13 protein-coding genes and 1 riboswitch are annotated in these 17841 nt (G+C 73.6%); of the genes, 5 read left to right on the forward strand and 8 right to left on the reverse strand.

Annotated features, from left to right (window positions below; genetic code table 11):
* The first annotated feature begins 109 nt into the window (after nucleotides 1–109).
* From ACZ3I3_RS26265 to cobM, 3 genes are all read left to right on the forward strand, one after another.
* Nucleotides 110–496, forward strand: a complete 387-nt coding sequence (locus ACZ3I3_RS26265; RefSeq protein WP_467368975.1) for a (2Fe-2S) ferredoxin domain-containing protein — start codon at nucleotides 110–112, stop codon at nucleotides 494–496.
* A gap of 138 nt (nucleotides 497–634) precedes the next feature.
* A complete protein-coding gene (cbiE, locus tag ACZ3I3_RS26270) occupies nucleotides 635–1897 on the forward strand; it encodes a precorrin-6y C5,15-methyltransferase (decarboxylating) subunit CbiE (RefSeq protein ID WP_467368977.1) in 1263 nt (420 codons plus the stop codon).
* Nucleotides 1894–2643: a precorrin-4 C(11)-methyltransferase gene (cobM, locus tag ACZ3I3_RS26275; RefSeq protein ID WP_467368979.1), complete on the forward strand. Its 750-nt coding sequence runs from the start codon at nucleotides 1894–1896 to the stop codon at nucleotides 2641–2643. The genes cbiE and cobM overlap by 4 nt, the downstream gene beginning before the upstream one ends.
* Before the next feature lie 28 nt (nucleotides 2644–2671).
* Here cobM and ACZ3I3_RS26280 read toward each other — a convergent pair whose 3' ends face one another.
* Complete coding sequence (locus ACZ3I3_RS26280) at nucleotides 2672–3790, reverse strand: cobalt-precorrin-5B (C(1))-methyltransferase (protein WP_467368981.1); 1119 nt, start codon at nucleotides 3788–3790, stop codon at nucleotides 2672–2674.
* Nucleotides 3791–3808: 18 nt separating this feature from the next.
* On the opposite strand from ACZ3I3_RS26280, the gene ACZ3I3_RS26285 reads away from it, so the two are divergent.
* A complete protein-coding gene (locus ACZ3I3_RS26285) occupies nucleotides 3809–4573 on the forward strand; it encodes a cobalt-precorrin-6A reductase (RefSeq protein WP_467368983.1) in 765 nt (254 codons plus the stop codon).
* Nucleotides 4574–4739: 166 nt separating this feature from the next.
* Here ACZ3I3_RS26285 and ACZ3I3_RS26290 read toward each other — a convergent pair whose 3' ends face one another.
* The 3 genes from ACZ3I3_RS26290 to cobG are packed head-to-tail and all read right to left on the reverse strand — an operon-like array spanning nucleotide 4740 to nucleotide 8202.
* Nucleotides 4740–6248 (reverse strand): precorrin-2 C(20)-methyltransferase, encoded by a 1509-nt coding sequence (locus ACZ3I3_RS26290; RefSeq protein WP_467368985.1) that lies wholly within the window; start codon nucleotides 6246–6248, stop codon nucleotides 4740–4742.
* Nucleotides 6245–6919, reverse strand: coding sequence for a precorrin-8X methylmutase (locus ACZ3I3_RS26295; RefSeq protein WP_399412629.1), 675 nt, complete (start codon nucleotides 6917–6919; stop codon nucleotides 6245–6247). The genes ACZ3I3_RS26290 and ACZ3I3_RS26295 overlap by 4 nt, the downstream gene beginning before the upstream one ends.
* Entirely contained in the window at nucleotides 6916–8202 is a 1287-nt protein-coding gene (gene cobG, locus ACZ3I3_RS26300) for a precorrin-3B synthase (protein WP_467369013.1), read from the reverse strand. Before cobG ends, ACZ3I3_RS26295 begins: the two co-directional genes overlap by 4 nt.
* A 101-nt stretch (nucleotides 8203–8303) precedes the next feature.
* A riboswitch (cobalamin riboswitch) is annotated at nucleotides 8304–8380 on the forward strand.
* A 56-nt stretch (nucleotides 8381–8436) separates the two neighbouring features.
* Here cobG and cobN point away from each other — a divergent pair.
* Entirely contained in the window at nucleotides 8437–12063 is a 3627-nt protein-coding gene (gene cobN / locus ACZ3I3_RS26305) for a cobaltochelatase subunit CobN (RefSeq protein WP_467368988.1), read from the forward strand.
* Between the two features lie 21 nt (nucleotides 12064–12084).
* Here cobN and ACZ3I3_RS26310 read toward each other — a convergent pair whose 3' ends face one another.
* From ACZ3I3_RS26310 to ACZ3I3_RS26325, 4 genes are all read right to left on the reverse strand, one after another.
* Nucleotides 12085–13029 carry an MIP/aquaporin family protein gene (locus tag ACZ3I3_RS26310; protein ID WP_467368990.1) on the reverse strand — a complete coding sequence of 315 codons (945 nt, stop codon included), beginning with the start codon at nucleotides 13027–13029 and terminating at the stop codon, nucleotides 12085–12087.
* A gap of 212 nt (nucleotides 13030–13241) precedes the next feature.
* Nucleotides 13242–16316: an FAD-binding and (Fe-S)-binding domain-containing protein gene (locus ACZ3I3_RS26315; protein WP_467368992.1), complete on the reverse strand. Its 3075-nt coding sequence runs from the start codon at nucleotides 16314–16316 to the stop codon at nucleotides 13242–13244.
* Nucleotides 16317–16435: 119 nt separating this feature from the next.
* Entirely contained in the window at nucleotides 16436–17302 is an 867-nt protein-coding gene (locus ACZ3I3_RS26320; RefSeq protein WP_467368994.1) for an ABC transporter permease, read from the reverse strand.
* Nucleotides 17299–17841, reverse strand: a 543-nt coding sequence (locus ACZ3I3_RS26325) for an ABC transporter permease (protein ID WP_467368996.1), incomplete at its 5' end; no start/stop codon positions are given. The genes ACZ3I3_RS26320 and ACZ3I3_RS26325, both read right to left, overlap by 4 nt.

Consider the following 17841-nt stretch of genomic DNA (forward strand, 5'->3'; position numbering starts at 1 on the left):
TCCGCCCGAACGGTATCCGAACCTGTCGGGACCGAGCCCCTGGCACCTGACGCCCTCATGGAATGATGATCAGCGGCAGCGTGAGGACGGAACGACGAGGAAGCCCGGTGTGAGCGACGATCCCCTGGACGGAACGGCGACCGGTCGGGCACCCTGCCGCATCGTCGTGTGCCGGGACTGCTGCTGCGGCAGCGGCAAGGTGACCGGGGTCGATCACGCGGCCCAGACCGAGCGGCTGCGCGCGGCGGGGCCGGTGCGGATCTCCGCGTGTCTCGACGTCTGCGACCAGGCCAACGTCATCGTCGTCCAGCCGTCCGCCGAGGGCCGGGCCGCCGGCGCCCGCCCGGTGTGGCTCGGGCTGGTCAACGACCCGGCCGCGACGGAGGACGTCGTCTCCTGGGTCCGCGCGGGCGGCCCGGGCGTGGCCCCGCGGCCCGACATCCTCGACCTGTACGTCTTCAGTCCCCGCGCGCGACGGCGCCCCGACTCCCCATGACCCGGGAGCCGCCTCGCGCGGGACGGGGCCGGGACCGTCACCGCGCCGGGCGAGGGCAGCTGCCCCCGAGCAGAGGTGTGCTGGTCAGCGCCCAGTAGAGTGCGCCTCTGTTGCCCCCGAGCCCCGAGGTACCGCGCAGTGACCCCCGAACCCCCCGCACCGACCGCCGCCGTGACCGTCGTCGGGCTCGGGGCCGACGGCTGGGCCGGACTGCCCGACGCCTCCCGCACCGCACTGCGCGACGCCGAGGTCGTCATCGGCGGGCCCCGTCAGCTGGATCTGCTGCCGCCGGAGTGCACCGGGCAGCGCGTCGCCTGGCCCTCGCCGCTGCGCCCCGCCGTCCCCGGCCTGCTCGCCGCGCACGCCGGGCGCCGGATCGCCGTACTGGCCAGCGGGGACCCCATGTTCTACGGCATCGGCCGCGCCCTCGCCGAGGAGACCGGCGCCCTGCGCGTCCTGCCGCACCCCTCGTCCGTCTCCTACGCCGCCGCCCGGCTCGGCTGGCCGCTGGAGGACGTGGAGGTCGTCACGCTCGTCGGCCGACCCGCCGCCCGCCTGGCCGCCGCCCTCCACGACAACCGGCGGCTTCTCGTCCTCAGCGCGGACGCCACCACCCCCGGCGAGGTCGCCGCCCTGCTGCGCGACCGGGGCTTCGGGCCCAGCCGGATGCGCGTCCTCGAACAGCTCGGCGGCGACCGGGAACGCACGACCGACGAGGCCACCGCCGACGACTGGCCCGCTGAGCGGGCGCCCGGTGATCCGCTCAACATCGTTGCCGTGGAGTGCCGCCGCGCCCCGGACGCGCTGCGGCTCGGCGCCGTGCCCGGCCTCCCGGACGAGGCCTACGAGCACGACGGGCAGCTCACCAAGCGGCACGTCCGCGCCGCCACGCTCGGCGTGCTCGCCCCCGCACCCGGCGAACTGCTGTGGGACATCGGCGGCGGCTCCGGCTCGATCGCCGTCGAGTGGATGCGCACCCACCCCTCGTGCCGCGCGGTCACCGTGGAGCGCGACCCGGCGCGCGCCGAACGGATCAGCCGCAACGCCGACCGGCTCGGCGTGCCCGGACTACGGGTCGTCACTGGCGCCGCGCCCGCCGTCCTCGCGGAACTCCCGCCCCCCGACGCCGTGTTCGTCGGCGGCGGTCTCACCGCGCCCGGCCTCCTCGACGCCTGCTGGGAGGCGTTGCCCGGCGGCGGGCGGCTGGTCGCCAACACCGTGACGCTGGAGTCCGAGGCGCTGCTCGCCGACGCCCACCGGCGTCACGGCGGCGAACTGGTGCGGCTCGCCGTGGCACACGCCGTGCCGGTGGGAGGGTTCACCGGGTGGCGGCAGGCGATGCCGGTGACCCAGTGGGCCGTACGGAAAACGCCCGACACCTCTTCAGGAGCAGACAGATGACCGTGTACTTCATCGGTGCCGGACCCGGCGCCGCCGACCTGATCACGGTGCGCGGCGCCCGCACGCTCGCCGCCTGCCGGGTCTGTCTGTACGCGGGCAGCCTCGTCCCGCGCGAACTGCTCGCCGAATGCCCGCCGGACGCCCGGCTGGTGGACACCGCGCAGCTCGACCTGGACCAGATCACCGCCGAGTTGCTGCGCGCCCACGAGGAGGGGCACGACGTGGCCCGGCTGCACTCCGGGGACCCCGCCGTGTTCAGCGCGGTCGCCGAGCAGATGCGGCGGCTGGACGCGGCCGGGGTGCCCTACGAGGTCGTCCCGGGCGTTCCCGCCTTCGCCGCCGCGGCCGCTGCCTTGAAGCGGGAGCTGACCGTACCGACCGTCGGCCAGACCGTGATCCTCACCCGCGTCGCCAGCCGGGCCACCGCCATGCCCGAGGGAGAGGACCTGGCCACTCTCGGCCGCAGCGGCGCGCTGATCGTGCTGCACCTGGCCGCCAAGTACGTGGACCGCGTGGTGGAGGAACTCCTCCCGCACTACGGCGGCGACTGCCCCGCCGCGGTCGTCGCCTACGCCTCCCGCCCGGACGAGCTGATCATCCGCGGCACCCTCGACGAGATCGCGGGCAAGACGAAGGAGGCCGGCGTGCTGCGCACGGCCGTGATCATGGTGGGGCGGACGCTCGGGGCGGAACAGTTCCGGGACAGCCACCTGTACTCGCCGGAGCGGGAACGCCACGTGTGCTGACAGCGGTGAACGCCCACGGCCCCCGCCGTCAGGCCGGCGCGCTGCGCCCGACCACCGTCCCCGCCCGGTCGATGCAGATCACGTCGACCACGATGGGCGCCCCGCGCAGCACGGCCAGGGCCTCGTCGCGGGCGGTCGTGGCGACCAGGTCACCGAGCGGCACCCCGGCGGCCAGGCACGACTGGAGCGCGGCGAGCCCGGTGTTGGCGTCCGCCACCTCGGCGGCCAGCGCCTCGTCCGCGCCGCCGCGCCGGGCCAGTTCGGCGAGGAAGCCCTTGTCGACCTGGGAGCGGGCCGAGTGCAGGTCGAGGTGCCCGGCGGCGAGCTTGGAGAGCTTGGCGAAGCCGCCGCAGACCGTCAGGCGGTCGACGGGGTGGCGGCGGATGTACTTCAGCACGGCGCCCGCGAAGTCGCCCATGTCGAGCAGGGCGTCCTCTGGCAGCCCGTACTCGGCCACGACCGTCTTCTCCGACGTCGACCCGGTGCACCCGGCGACATGCCTGCGCCCCGCTGCCCGCGCGACGTCCACGCCCCGCCGGATGGAGTCGATCCACGCCGAGCAGGAGTACGGGACGACGATGCCGGTCGTGCCCAGGATGGACAGGCCGCCCAGGATGCCGAGCCGGGGGTTCCAGGTGGAGCGGGCGATCTCCTCGCCGTGGTCGACGGAGACGGTGATCTCGACGTCGCCCGAGCCGCCGTGCCGGGCGGCGACCTCGGCGACGTGGTCGCGCATCAGCTGCCGGGGGACCGGGTTGACGGCCGGTTCGCCGACGGGCAGGGGCAGACCGGGGCGGGTGACGGTGCCGACCCCCGGGCCCGCCTTGAACACGACCCCGGCCCTGGCGGGCAGCCGCCGTACCGTGACCCGGACCAGCGCGCCGTGCGTGACGTCCGGGTCGTCCCCGGCGTCCTTCACGACCCCCGCCATCGCGTGCCCGTCGCCCAGCTCCTCGACGGCCAGCGCGAACGACGGCGTCTGCCCCTTCGGCAGGGTGATGGTCACGGGGTCGGGAAACTCGCCGGTCAGCAGGGCGGTGTACGCCGCCGTCGTGGCCGCCGTCGCACAGGCGCCGGTGGTCCAGCCGGGCCGCAGGCCGGTGTGCTCCAGCTGGGCCCTGCGGCCGCCCTTCACTTCGTTGCTCATGAACGGACCTGGACTTCCATGCACGTACTGATTCTCGGCGGCACCACGGAAGCCCGCCGTCTTGCCGAACTGCTCCACGACACGGCCGGCCTGACCCTGACCAGTTCCCTCGCCGGGCGGGTGGCCAGCCCCCGCCTGCCGCCGGGCGAGGTCCGGATCGGCGGCTTCGGCGGGGCGGAGGGGCTGGCCGCGTGGCTGCGCGAGCACCGGGTGGACGTGCTCATCGACGCCACCCACCCTTTCGCCGGGACGATCAGTTTCCACGCGGCGCGGGCCGCCGCCACCGCCCATGTTCCCCTGCTCGCCCTGCGGCGCCCCGGCTGGGTCCCCGTCGCGGGCGACGACTGGCACGACGCCGGTTCCCTGGAGGAGGCCGCACGGCTGCTGCCGGCGCTCGGCCGGCGCGTGTTCCTCACGACCGGGCGTATGGGCCTGGGCGCGTTCGCCGCGCTGGACGACCTGTGGTTCCTCGTCCGTTCAGTGGACGCGCCCGAGGCCCCGCACCCGGCCCGCATGGAGGTGCTGCTCGACCGCGGCCCGTTCACCCTCGACGGCGAGCGTGAACTGCTGCGCCGGCACCGTATCGACGTCGTGGTGACCAAGGACAGCGGGGGAGCGGCCACCGCACCGAAACTCATGGCAGCGCGTGAGGCCGGACTCCCGGTCCTCGTGATCCGCCGCCCCCCGGCCCCCGAGGGCGTCCCGGTCGTGCCAGGGCCGGAGGAGGCGGCCCGGTGGGTCGGGGAGTGGTTCCAGGGGTGCGGGTTGCCTACCGGCGGGTGAGAAGGGGCCGGGCCGGCCGCGGCCGTCCGCCGCGCGGCCCTGCCTGGCGCCGTGCCCGTGCCCGGAGCTGTCCGGGCACGGTTGCCCGGTACGCGATCTCGCCTCGCGGCGTGTCCGCGATCGGCCCCGTTCAGCGAGCCGGAGGCGAGCCCGCCGCCGCGCCCCCTCACGCCTCCGGATACCGGCGCGGCGTCCACACGATCTCCTCGCCGTCCCCGCGCCGGACGGCCCGGGTCTGGGAGGAGCCGACCAGGAGGATCGTGCGCATGTCGACCTCGGCCGGGTCCAGGTCGGCCAGCCGGACGATCCGGACGCGTTCGCCGGTGCCGCCCACGTCCCGTGCCACCACGACCGGGGTGTCCGGTGCCCGGTGCTCCAGCAGCAGTTCGCGGGCCTTGCCCACCTGCCAGGTGCGGCTGCGCGAGCCGGGGTTGTACAGGGCCAGCACCAGGTCCGCCGAGGCCGCCGCGTGCAGCCGTTCGGCGATGACCTCCCAGGGCTTGAGCCGGTCGGAGAGCGAGATGGTGGCGTAGTCGTGGCCGAGCGGGGCGCCCGCGCGGGCCGCCGCCGCGTTGGCGGCGGTCACGCCCGGCAGCACCCGCACCGGGACGTCGGCGTACTCCTCCTGGGACGCGGCCTCCAGGACGGCCGTCGCCATGGCGAAGACGCCCGGGTCGCCGCCGGAGACGACCGCGACCCGCCGCCCGCGCCGGGCCAGGTCGAGGGCGAACTCCGCGCGCTCCGACTCCACCCGGTTGTCCGAGCCGTGCCGGACCTGCCCGGGCCGCCGCGGCACCCGGTCGAGGTAGGTCGTGTAGCCGACCAGGTCGTCGGCGGCGGCCAGCGCACCCCGGGTCTCGGGCGTCAGCCACAGCGGACCGGCCGGCCCGGTCCCGACCACGACGACCTCGCCCCGCTCCGGGCTCTCCGGCCGTTCGGCGTCGACCCGGCTGGGCAGCACGGCCACCGAGAAGTACGGCACCGACTCCGCGTCCACGTCGGCCAGTTCGGCGAGCCGCTCCCCGGCCATGGTGGCCCGCTCGACGTACCGGGCATCATCCAGCCGTCCCGAACCCTCCAGCGCGCTGCGCACCTTGGTGAAGGTCCGCCCCAGCTTCATCACCACGGCCGCGTCGGTCGAGGCGAGCCGTGCGGTCAGCTCCTCCTCGGGCAGGGTGCCCGGCAGGATCGTCAGCACCTCCTCGCCCTCGGCGAGCGGCGTGCCCAGCCGCGCGGCGGCGGCGGAGACGGACGTGACGCCGGGGATCACCTCGGTGTCGTAGCGGTCGGCGAGCCGCTTGTGCATGTGCATGTAGGAGCCGTAGAAGAGCGGATCGCCCTCGGCGAGGACCGCGACCGTCCGCCCCGCGTCCAGGTGCGCGGCGAGCCGGGCCGACGCCTCGGCGTAGAACTCCTCCATGGCGCCCTGGTAGCCGCCGGGATGGTCGGTGGTCTCGGTCGTGACCGGGTAGACCAGCCGCTCCTCGATGTGGTCGGCGCGGATGTGCTGCGCTGCGATCGAGCGGGCGATGGAACGGCCGTGCCGGGCGCTGTGGTACGCGATCACGTCCGCCTCGGCGATGACCTCCACGGCCCGTACGGTCATCAGGGACGGGTCACCGGGGCCGAGCCCGACCCCGTACAGCCGCCCCGCTGTGGACTGCTCGCCGCTCACTCTTCCTCACTCGCGATCGCGTTGAGCGCGGCGGCCGCCATGGCGCTGCCCCCGCGACGGCCGCGCACGACCAGGTGCTCGAGACCGGACGGATGCGCGGCCAGGGCGTCCTTGGACTCGGCGGCCCCGACGAAGCCGACCGGCACACCGATCACGGCGGCCGGGCGCGGAGCCCCCTCCTCGATCATCTCCAGCAGCCGGAACAGCGCGGTCGGCGCGTTGCCGACGGCCACCACCGAGCCCTCCAGCCGGTCCCGCCACAGCTCCATCGCGGCGGCGCTGCGCGTGGTGCCCAGCTTCGCGGCCAGCTCCGGCACGGACGGGTCGGAGAGCGTGCAGAGCACGTCGTTGCCGGCGGGCAGCCGCTTGCGCGTCACCCCGCTGGCCACCATCTGCACGTCGGTGAAGATGGGCGCGCCCGCGCGCAGGGCCGCACGGGCCCGGGCGACCACGGCGGGCGTGTAGGCCAGGTCCCGTACGAGGTCGACCATCCCGCAGGCGTGGATCATCCGGACCGCGACCTGGCTGACGTCGGCGGGCAGGGCCGCGAGGTCCGCCTCCGCGCGGATGGTGGCGAAGGACTGGCGGTAGATGGCCGCGCCGTCCTTCTCGTAGTCGTACGTGGTCACGGTGGTCTTCTCGCTGCTCTCGGTCGTCGTAGGGGTGGTCATGAGGTGATCTCCGCCAGGGCGGCGGCGAGTCGGGCGGGGTCGTTCATCGTGCTGGTCCGGGGTTCCTCGCCGCGTACGGCGGTGGAGAGCCGGTAGCCACCTCCGGGTTCGGCGACCACGTCCACGCGGTCGCCCCTGGGGTGGCCGCACCGGCGTTCGCAGCCGGACCAGTACAGGGGCAGGCCGTGCGGGCCGAGCGCGTCGAGGGATGCGGCCGCGTCGGTCCGCACGTCGGCCTGCGACTTGGCGCATCCGGGCCTGCCGATGCAGGCGCCGACGCGCAGCCAGGGGGAGTGGGGGTCGGTGACGAGGCCGGTGGCGGCGAGGCGGGCGAGGGACTCGTCCGCGTGGATCCCCGGTGTGGGAAGAACCACACCGCGCCACGGCGTCAGACGCAGCTCACCGGCGGCGACCTGCGTCAGTTCCCGCCATTGGCGCGCCGAGAGCCGCCCCAGCGGTACGTGCACGGAGAGGCCGTCACCGACGACTCCCGGGGGCGGTCCGTCCGTGCGGCCGGTCTCCCGGCCCCGCCGCTCGTGGCGGATGCCCTCGGCGGTCAGACGCCGGCCGACCGCGGCGATCAACTCGCCTTGAGGGAGGGCGAGTTCCTCCACGCGCCAGACCTGTGCCCCGCTCGCCCGCGCCGCCTCCAGGAAGGTCTCCGCGGCCAGCAGAGCGGCCCGCGCCGCCTCCTCGACGGGGACAGCCAGCGCCTCTCCGGCCGCTCCGAGGGCGAGTTGCGCACCGTCGTCCGCCGTCGCCCGTACCGTCACATCGGCACCGAGACCGGCCACGTCCCCGCGCCCGTCGTCGAGCGCGAACAGGAAACGCCCCGACAGGGCCTGGGCCGCCTCGCTCGCGCACAGCGCCGCGTCGAGGGCCGTCAGCCAGGGCCGTACGTCCAGCGCGCCCCGCCCGTCGAGACCGGACAGCGGCGAGGCCACGATGTTGCGCACCCGCTCGTGCCCGCGCGAGGGCAGCAGCCCGGCGGCGTCCAGCAGCCCGGCCAACTCCCCGCCGCAGCCGTCGTCCAGGCCCCGCAACTGCACGTTGCCGCGCGAGGTCAGATGCAGATCCCCGTCGCCCAGCCGCTCCGCCACGTCGGCGAGCGCCTCCGCCTGCCGCACGGTCAGGACCCCGCCGGGGACCCGGACTCGGGCCAACGCGCCGTCGTCCGCCGCGTGCAGCCGCAGCGTCCCCGGGCAGGCGTCACCGCGGTCCCGGGAGACCGCTGTGGCCTGGGGCGATGAACGGAGGGCAGGCGTGGACATGGCGGCGAGCATACCTACCATCACACCCGGTGTATGCCCCGCCCTTTTCCCCCGACCCTTACTATGCTCCTCGGTGGATCATCCGGTCCGCCGACGCCACGACGGCGACAGGGGAGGAAGCCCGGTGCGAATCCGGCGCGGTCCCGCCACTGTGAGCCCGGCCCCCGCGGGCCGGGCGAGTCAGGAACTCCCGCCGTCCCACCACCCGCCCGGGGCGCGGACACCCCGAGGAAGGCCAGCCGCCGCATGCTGCACTCAGCCGGGGAACGACTCCCGAACCCCCGCATCCTGCTCCTGTCGACCTCCGACACCGACCTGCTCAGCGCCCGCGCGGCCGCCGGCCCGGTCCCGTACCGCTTCGCCAACCCCTCCCGCCTCGCCCTCGACGACCTCCCCGCCCTCCTCGACGGCGTCGGCCTGGTCGTCGTGCGCCTCCTCGGCGGCATCCGGGCCTGGCAGGACGGCCTCGACCTGCTCCTCGCCGACGGCCGCCCGGTCGTCGTCCTCACCGGCGAACAGGCCCCCGACGCCCAGCTGATGGCGTCCTCCACGGTCCCCATCGGCATCGCCGCCGAGGCCCACGCCTACCTCGCGCACGGCGGCCCGGCCAACCTGGAGCAGCTCGCCCGCTTCCTCTCCGACACCGTCCTGCTCACCGGCCACGGCTTCGAGGCACCGGCGGCCGCCCCCACCTGGGGCCCGCTGCCCCGGGAGGGCCGGGACACCGACGGTCCGACCGTCGCCGTGCTCTACTACCGGGCCCACCACATGAGCGGCAACACCGCCTTCGTCGGCGCCCTGTGCGACGCGATCGAAGACGCGGGCGGTCGCCCGCTGCCCCTGTACGTGGCCTCCCTGCGGGCCCCCGAGCCCGAGCTGATCGAGGAACTGCGCGCCGCCGACGCCATCGTCACCACCGTCCTCGCCGCCGGCGGCACCAAGCCCGCCGAGGCATCGGCCGGCGGCGACGACGAGTCCTGGGACGCGGGCGCGCTCACCGCCCTCGACGTACCGATCCTCCAGGCCCTGTGCCTCACCGGCTCACGGACCGACTGGGCGGACAACGACGAGGGCGTCTCCCCGCTCGACGCGGCCAGCCAGATCGCCGTCCCCGAGTTCGACGGCCGCCTCATCACCGTCCCGTTCTCCTTCAAGGAGATCGACGCCGACGGCCTCCCGGCCTACGTCGCCGACCCCGAGCGCGCCGCCCGCGTCGCCGGAATCGCCGTACGCCACGCCCGGCTCCGCCACATCCGGCCCGCCGACAAGCGCCTCGCTCTGGTCCTGTCCGCCTACCCGACCAAGCACTCCCGCATCGGCAACGCGGTCGGCCTGGACACCCCCGCCAGCGCGATCGCCCTGCTGCGCCGGCTCCGGGAGGAGGGCTACGACTTCGGCGCGGACGCGGAGGTGCCCGGACTGGCGTCCGGTGACGGGGACGAGCTGATCCGCGCGCTGATCGAGGCGGGCGGGCACGACCAGGACTGGCTCACCGAGGAGCAACTGACCCGCAACCCGGTGCGGATCCCGGCGGCCGACTATCGCCGCTGGTTCGCCACGCTCCCCGAGGAACTGCGCACGGCGGTGGAGGAGCACTGGGGCCCGGCCCCCGGCGAGATGTTCGTCGACCGCAGCCGCAACCCGGAGGGCGACATCGTCCTCGCGGCCCTGCGCTTCGGGAACCTGCTGATCCTCATCCAGCCCCCGCGCGGCTTCGGCGAGAATCCGATCGCGATCTACCACGACCCGGACCTGCCGCCCTCCCACCACTACCTGGCCGCCTACCGCTGGATCGCCGCCCGGACCGAGGACGGCGGCTTCGGCGCCGACGCGATGATCCACCTCGGCAAGCACGGCAACCTGGAGTGGCTGCCCGGCAAGAACGCCGGCCTGTCCGCCGCCTGCGGCCCCGACGCCGCCCTCGGCGACCTCCCGCTGATCTACCCGTTCCTGGTCAACGACCCCGGAGAGGGCACCCAGGCCAAGCGCCGCGTCCACGCCACGCTCGTCGACCACCTCGTCCCGCCCATGGCCCGCGCCGACTCCTACGGCGACATCGCGCGCCTGGAGCAACTCCTCGACGAGTACGCCCAGATCTCCTCCATGGACCCCGCCAAGCTCCCGGCGATCCGCGCCCAGATCTGGACGCTCATCCAGGCCGCCCGGCTCGACCACGACCTCGGCCTGGAGGACCGCCCGGACGACGACGGCTTCGACGACTTCCTCCTGCACGTCGACGGCTGGCTCTGCGAGGTCAAGGACGCGCAGATCCGAGACGGCCTGCACGTCCTCGGCAACCCGCCGCAGGGCGCGGACCGCGTCAACCTCGTCCTCGCCATCCTCCGCGCCCGCCAGATCTGGGGCGGCGCCACGGCCCTGCCCGGTCTGCGCGAGGCCCTCGGCCTGGACGAGTCCGCCGCGACCCGCACGAGTGCCGACGAGGCCGAGGAGCAGGCCCGCGCCCTGGTCCAGGCCATGGAGGACGCGGGCTGGGACCCGGCCGCGGTCCCCGCCGAGCACGGCGAACAGATCGCCGCCATCCTTCGGTTCGCGGCCCGCGAGGTCGTGCCGCGCCTCGCCGCGACCACCGCCGAGGTCGACCACACCGTGCACGCGCTGGCGGGCGGCTTCGTCCCGGCCGGCCCCTCGGGATCACCCCTGCGGGGCCTGGTCAACGTCCTCCCGACGGGCCGCAACTTCTACTCCGTCGACCCCAAGGCGGTCCCCTCCCGCCTCGCCTGGGAGACCGGCCAGGCCCTCGCCGAGTCCCTCCTGGAGCGCTACCGCACCGACAACGGCGACTGGCCCACCTCCGTCGGCCTCTCCCTGTGGGGCACCAGCGCCATGCGCACGGCGGGCGACGACGTGGCCGAGGCCCTCGCCCTGCTCGGCATCCGCCCCGTCTGGGACGACGCCTCCCGCCGGGTGACGGGCCTGGAGCCCGTGCCGTACGAGGAGCTGGGCCGCCCCCGTATCGACGTCACCCTCCGCATCTCCGGCTTCTTCCGGGACGCCTTCCCGCACACCATCGGCCTGCTGGACGACGCCGTACGCCTGGCCGCCTCCCTGGACGAGCCGGCCGAGGCCAACCACGTACGGGCCCACGTCCAGGCGGACGTGGCGTCCCACGGCGACGAACGTCGCGCCACCACCCGCATCTTCGGCTCCCGCCCCGGCACGTACGGCGCGGGCCTGCTCCAGCTCATCGACTCCCGCGACTGGCGCACCGACGCCGACCTCGCCGAGGTCTACACCGTCTGGGGCGGCTACGCCTACGGCCGCGAACTCGACGGCCGCCCGGCCCGCGAGGAGATGGAGACCGCCTACAAGCGCATCGAGGTCGCCGCGAAGAACACGGACACGCGCGAGCACGACATCGCCGACTCCGACGACTACTTCCAGTACCACGGCGGCATGGTGGCGACCGTCCGGGCCCTGCGCGGCACCGCCCCCGAGGCGTACATCGGCGACTCCACCCGCCCCGAGACGGTCCGCACCCGCACCCTCGTCGAGGAGACCTCCCGCGTCTTCCGCGCCCGCGTGGTCAACCCCAAGTGGATCGAGGCCATGCGCCGCCACGGCTACAAGGGCGCCTTCGAACTCGCCGCCACCGTGGACTACCTCTTCGGCTACGACGCCACCACCGGCGTCGTAGCCGACTGGATGTACGACAAGCTCACCGAGACCTACGTCCTGGACCCGGTCAACCGCGAGTTCCTCCAGCAGGCCAACCCCTGGGCCCTGCACGGCATCGCCGAACGCCTGCTGGAGGCCGAGAGCCGCGGGATGTGGGAGAAGCCCGACCCGGCCGTGCTGGAGGGTCTGCGGCAGGCGTATCTGGAGACGGAGGGGGACCTGGAGGGCGACGGGTGACCGTGCCTCCCGGGCCCCGGTTCACTCCTCGTCGGATGTGGTGGGGCGGGTCCGGCCGGGCTCCGGGAGCTCGCCCTGCTGCGCCCGGATGTGGAGCACGTCGCCGATGAACAGGTCGTACACCAGCACCCCGATCACGCCGCCGACGAGCGGTCCGACGATCGGGATCCACCAGTAGCCGCTGAACGCGCCTGCCAAGCTGCCGGGGAAGGCCAGATCCTCCCAGCCCGCCATCCAGGTGAACAGGCGCGGTCCGAAGTCGCGGGCCGGGTTGATCGCGTAGCCCGCGTTCGCCCCGAAGGACATGCCGATGGCCGCCACCACGAACCCGATCACGAGCGGTCCGAGGTTCGCCTTCACGGCCGTGTTCCGCAGGTCGATGATCGCCACCACCAGCATGGCCAGGAAGGCCGTGCCGACGACCTGGTCGATCAGCGGACCCCAGATGCCGCCGTTGAAGTACGGCGCCGGGAAGGTGGCGAAGATCGAGAACGACGCGAGGGTGTGCCCGCCCGTCTTCGGCCCTTTCATGGCGTCGTCGAAGGTGTTGATGGCGTCGTGGTACACGGCGTAGACCAGTGCCGCGCCGGCCAGGGCGCCGAGCACCTGTGCCACCCAGTAGGGGACGACCTTGACCCACGGGAACTTGCGGCGCACGGCGAAGGCCAGCGTCACCGCCGGATTGATGTGCGCACCGCTCACCCCGCCGGCCACGTAGATACCGAGGATCACGGCCATGGCCCATCCCCAGGTGATCAGCAACCAGTCCCCGGCACCGAGGAAGAACGTGGTGGGTCCCTCGGTACGCCCTGAGCCGGGCAGCGCCGCGACCGCCATCGCGACCACGCCGCAACCGAAGGAGATGAGGACGAAGGTCCCCAGGAACTCCGAAAGGCATTCGCCCCACAAGCCTCCGCGGCGCCTGAGCCGAGAGGGCTTCAACAGGGGCTGGATCTCGACGGCCATGATGATCCTCCCAGACACTCGACCCGCGCCGGAACGCGGCTGCCCGTGCCGTTGTGGCCTGCTTTCGCTTCATGCCGTGTCGCCAAGGTAAATCCGTGCAGCGACTGCCGCGACTCGGCACCGGGGCGACCCGGGTCATAACCAAGCGTAAGAGTGCCGGTACGGACAGTGTCGAGACCCTTGCGAGGAATCCCGGCTTCGGCAGGGAGTGACTACACGCGCCGCAGCGACCGCAGGGCGGCCCGGCCGGCCGCCGCCGCGGCGGTCGCCGTGAGGGCGGTGGCGCAGGCGGTGGTCGTCCACCGGGCCGTGCGGGAGGGCCGGCCGGGGCGCGCGGCCAGGCGTTCCGGCTGCTCGGACGGGAGGATGCCCTCCAGACCGAGGGCCAGTACTTCGGCCAGGTGCAGGGCACGCCGCCCGGTGTCGCCCTGTTCGATCTGGGTGCGGCAGCTGAAGCCGTCGGCGAGCAGCAGGCTGCCGGGGGCCGCCTCGCGGACGGCGGGCAGGACGCCCTGTTCCGCGACGGCCATGGAGACCTCGTGATGTCCGCGTTCGAAACCGAAGTTGCCGGCGAGGCCGCAGCAGCCCTCGTCGAGGACGTCGGCGTCGAGACGGGCGCGGCGCATCAGCTCGCGGTCGGCGTCGAACTTCATGACCGCGTGCTGGTGGCAGTGGGTCTGCACCGTCGCCCGCCGGGCCAGCCGAGGGGGTCGCCAGCCGTCGGGCGCGTGGCGGACGAGCTGTTCGGCGAAGGTGCGGACCTGCCCGGCCAGCCGCTGCACGTCCGGGTCGGCGGGCATCAGCTCGGGGGCGTCGCCGCGGAAGACGGCGGTGCAGGACGGTTCGAGGGCGATGACCGGGGTGCCCGCGTCCAGATGCGGCCGCAGCGTGTCGAGGGTGCGGCGCAGCACCTTCCGCGCGCGGGGCAGTTGGCCGGTGGAGATCCAGGTCAGGCCGCAGCACACCGGCTCGGCGGGCACGGCGACGCGGAAACCGGCGTCCTCCAGAACACGCACGGCCGAGATGGCGACCGAGGGGTGGAAGTAGGTGCTGAAGGTGTCCGGCCACAGCACCACGGTGCGCGGATCGGCCGGGTCGGGCTCCTCGGTGCCGCGGCGCTGCCACCACTCGAGGAAGGACTGCCGGGCGAACACGGGTGCCCGACGGGCCTCGTCCACGCCGGCCAGCCGCTTGCCCGCCCGGGCCAGACCGGGCGCGTGCAGGGCGCTGTTGACCAGTCCGGGGGCGATCCGGGACAGGCGCGCCCACACGGGCAGCCAGCCCATGGAGTAATGGGCCGCGGGGCGCATCCGCCCCTCGTAGTGGTGCGAGAGGAACTCCGCCTTGAGGGTGGCCATGTCGACGCCGGTCGGGCAGTCCGACTTGCAGCCCTTGCAGGCCAGGCACAGGTCGAGGGCATCGCGCACCTCGGTGGAGCGCCAGCCGTCCGTGACGGCGGAGTCGGCGTGGCCGCCGAGCATCTCGAACAGCAGCCGGGCGCGGCCTCGTGTGGAGTGCTCCTCCTCCCGCGTGGCCCGGTAGGAGGGGCACATGACGCCGCCGGAGTGGCTGCGGCAGTTGCCGATGCCGACACAGCGCAGCACGGCCCGGTCGAAGGAGTGGTCGTCCTCCGGGAAGGCGAAGTGCGTCGCGGGTGCGGCCGGGTGCCAGGAGGCGCCCAGGCGCAGCTGCCCGTCGACCGGGTTGGGGTCGACGACCTTGCCCGGGTTCATCCGGTTGTCCGGGTCGAACAGCGCCTTCAGCTCGCCGAACGCGGCCACGAGCCGCTCGCCGAACATACGGGTGAGCAACTCGCCCCGGGACTGGCCGTCGCCGTGCTCGCCCGACAGGGAGCCGCCGTAGGAGGAGACGAGGTCGGCGGCCCGCTCCACGAAGCGCCGGAAGCCTGCCACGCCCTCGGCGGTCCTGAGTTCGAACGGGATGCGGGTGTGGACACAGCCCTGCCCGAAGTGCCCGTACAGGGACGGGTGGTCGTAGTCGAACTCCTCGAACAGCTTCCTCAGGTCCCGCAGATAGTCGCCGAGCCGCTCGGGCGGGACGGCCGAGTCCTCCCAGCCCTCCCACGTCTCCCGGTCGTGGGGCGGCCGGGCGGTGACGCCGAGCCCGGCCTCACGGGCCTTGAGCATCCGCTGCTCGCGCTTCGGGTCGTCGGAGAAGGCGACGGTGCGGTCCTTCTCGGACCGGCCGATCGCCCCCAGCAGGGCATGCGCCTGTTCGTCGACGGCGTCCTGGCTGTCGCCGAAGAACTGCAGCATCAGCCAGCTGTCACCCTCCGGCAGGGTGTCCAGGGACTCCAGGTAGGCGCCCTCCTCGCACATCAGCTGGGCCATGCGCCCGTCCAGGGCCTCCAACTGGCCGGGGGAGCAGTGCTCCAGCAGGCGGGGGACGTCGTCGGCGGCCGTGCAGATGTCGTCGTAGCCGAGGACCAGCAGCGACTGGTACGCGGGCACCGGCACCAGGTCGAGTTCCGCGCGCAGCACGGTCACCAGGGTGCCCTCGCTGCCGACGAGGGCCTTGGCCACGTCGAAGCCGTTCTCGGGCAGGAGCGAGTCGAGGTTGTAGCCGGAGACACGGCGCGGGATCTCCGGGTAGCGGCGCCGGATGTCGCCGAGGTGCCCGGTGACGATGCGGTCCAGACCGGCGTACAGCTCGGCGCGCCGGCCGCCCTCCGCGGCGATCCGCGTCCGCTCGTCCCGCGAGGTCGGCCCGACCCACATCCGGGCACCGTCGTAGGTGAGCACCTCCAGCCGGCGCACGTTGTCGACGGTCTTGCCGTAGGCCTGCGCGGACGCGCCGCACGAGTTGTTGCCGATCATCCCGCCCAGGGCGCAGTGGCTGTGCGTCGAGGGCTTCGGCCCGAACTGCAGCCCGTGACCGGCCAGCTGCTGGTTGAGCTCGTCCAGGACGATCCCCGGCTCGACCACGCAGGTCCGTGCGCCGGGATCGACGGAGACCAGCCCGGTGCAGTACTTGCTCCAGTCGATCACCACGGCCGTGTTCGTCGACTGGCCCGCGAGGCTGGTGCCGCCGCCCCGCGACAGGACCGGGGCGCCGAAGCGGGCGCACATCCGCACGGCCTGAGCCCCGGCCTCCACCGTACGGGGCACCACCACGCCGATCGGAAGCTGCCGGTAGTTGGAGCCGTCGGTCGAGTAGGCGCCCCGGCTGCCCGCGTCGAACCTGACCTCGGCGTCCACCTCCTCACTCAACGCCGCCGCCAGCCCGGCCGCATCGGCCCCGGAGCCGTCGAAAGGGGTGCGCGCCATCGGGTGAACCACCTCCCCGAGCCGTCGACCGCGCGCGACGTCCGGCCGCGCCGGGACAGCTCTCCGCCTGCCGCTCCCGGGTACCCGACCGTGCCGAACGCAAGGGTGGACTCAGACCCTCATACGGCCTCGCCTGCGGGGGTGGCGATGCCTGCCGTGTTCTCGACCGACAGCAGGGAGTTCTGCCGTCCGGTGCCGAGCCAGCGCACGAGGGCCACCAGGGCGAGGGCGAGGATCGCGAAGGCGATGAGGATGGCGCTGACGGCGGTGACGCTGGGGTCGATGTCGAAGGTGAGGGAGTTGTAGACCTGCACCGGCAGGGTGACGGTGTCGACGGAGGAGAGGAACTGGGAGATGTAGAACTCGTCGAAGCTGGTGATGAAGGAGAAGATCGCCGCGGCGATCATGCCGGGGGCGGCGAGGGGGAAGGTGATGCGCCGGGCGATGGTCAGGCGGCCGGCGCCCATGCTGGCGGCGGCGTCCTCGAGGCGTTCGTCGATGCCGCGCAGGGTGGCGATCAGGATGAGTACCGCGATGGGTGAGGCCAGCACGGTGTGGCCGAGGGCGATGGCGATGGGGCTGCCGAGCATCGCGGCGGGTTCGAAGAGCAGGAACAGACCGAGTGCGGTGACGATCTGGGGGATGACCAGGGGTCCGAGGACCAGGGCGTAGACCGCGGAGCGCAGGGGGAGTTCGCTGCGGGTCAGTGCGGTCGCCGCGGTCACGCCGATGATCAGTGAGAAGACGGTGCTCAGGCAGGCGACCAGGGCGCTGAGTGTCAGGGCGGCGGGCCATTTGCTGCCGTCGGCGAACAGTGCCTTGTACCAGTTCAGCGTCCAGGCGTCCGGGGGGAAGGAGGCGAAGGCGTTGTTGCTGAAGGAGGTGACCAGGATGACGACGATGGGCAGGGCCAGGAACAGCAGGATGACGGTGGCGACGGCGGTCAGGGCGATCCGTCCGGCGAGGGTCTTGCGCAGCTCCATCATGACGCGCTCCTCTTCTTGGCGCTGGCGCCCAGGGAGGTGACGAGTTTGACCAGCAGCAGCCCGGCGAAGGTGAGCAGCAGCAGGATGACGCCCTGGGCGGCTGCCCCGTTCCACTGGTTTTCCTTGGTGACCTGCTGGTTGATGAGGGTGGCGATCATCGTCTGGTTGGGGCCGCCCATCAGGGCGGGGGTGATGTAGTAGCCCAGCGAGAGGATGAAGCTGAGCAGTCCGGCACTGGCCAGTCCGGGGGCGACCAGGGGCAGGTAGATCCGGCGGAAGATCGTCACACGCCCGGCGCCCATGCTGGACGCCGCCGCCAGCAGGCGGCGGTCCACACCGCGCATCACGCCGTACAGCAGCAGCACGGTGTAGGGCAGCATCATGGAGGTGGTGCCGATGACCACACCCAGTTCGTTGTAGAGCAGCTGGAACGGCGCTCCGGGGACCGACAGTCCGGTGAGGGTTTCGTTGACCAGGCCCTTGTCGCCCAGCAGGATGATCCAGCCGTAGGTGCGCACCAGGGCGCTGATGAAGTGCGG

It is taken from the genome of Streptomyces sp. NPDC016851, from assembly GCF_055562795.1.

Bases quoted from the DNA above. Each gene is read 5' to 3' on its own strand.
- cobM (WP_467368979.1), top strand. From the start codon at position 1,894: ATGACCGTGTACTTCATCGGTGCCGGACCCGGCGCCGCCGACCTGATC.
- ACZ3I3_RS26280 (WP_467368981.1), bottom strand. From the start codon at position 3,790: ATGAGCAACGAAGTGAAGGGCGGCCGCAGGGCCCAGCTGGAGCACACC.
- ACZ3I3_RS26285 (WP_467368983.1), top strand. From the start codon at position 3,809: ATGCACGTACTGATTCTCGGCGGCACCACGGAAGCCCGCCGTCTTGCC.
- ACZ3I3_RS26295 (WP_399412629.1), bottom strand. From the start codon at position 6,919: ATGACCACCCCTACGACGACCGAGAGCAGCGAGAAGACCACCGTGACC.
- cobG (WP_467369013.1), bottom strand. From the start codon at position 8,202: ATGCTCGCCGCCATGTCCACGCCTGCCCTCCGTTCATCGCCCCAGGCC.
- cobN (WP_467368988.1), top strand. From the start codon at position 8,437: ATGCTGCACTCAGCCGGGGAACGACTCCCGAACCCCCGCATCCTGCTC.
- ACZ3I3_RS26310 (WP_467368990.1), bottom strand. From the start codon at position 13,029: ATGGCCGTCGAGATCCAGCCCCTGTTGAAGCCCTCTCGGCTCAGGCGC.
- ACZ3I3_RS26315 (WP_467368992.1), bottom strand. From the start codon at position 16,316: ATGGCGCGCACCCCTTTCGACGGCTCCGGGGCCGATGCGGCCGGGCTG.
- ACZ3I3_RS26320 (WP_467368994.1), bottom strand. From the start codon at position 17,302: ATGATGGAGCTGCGCAAGACCCTCGCCGGACGGATCGCCCTGACCGCC.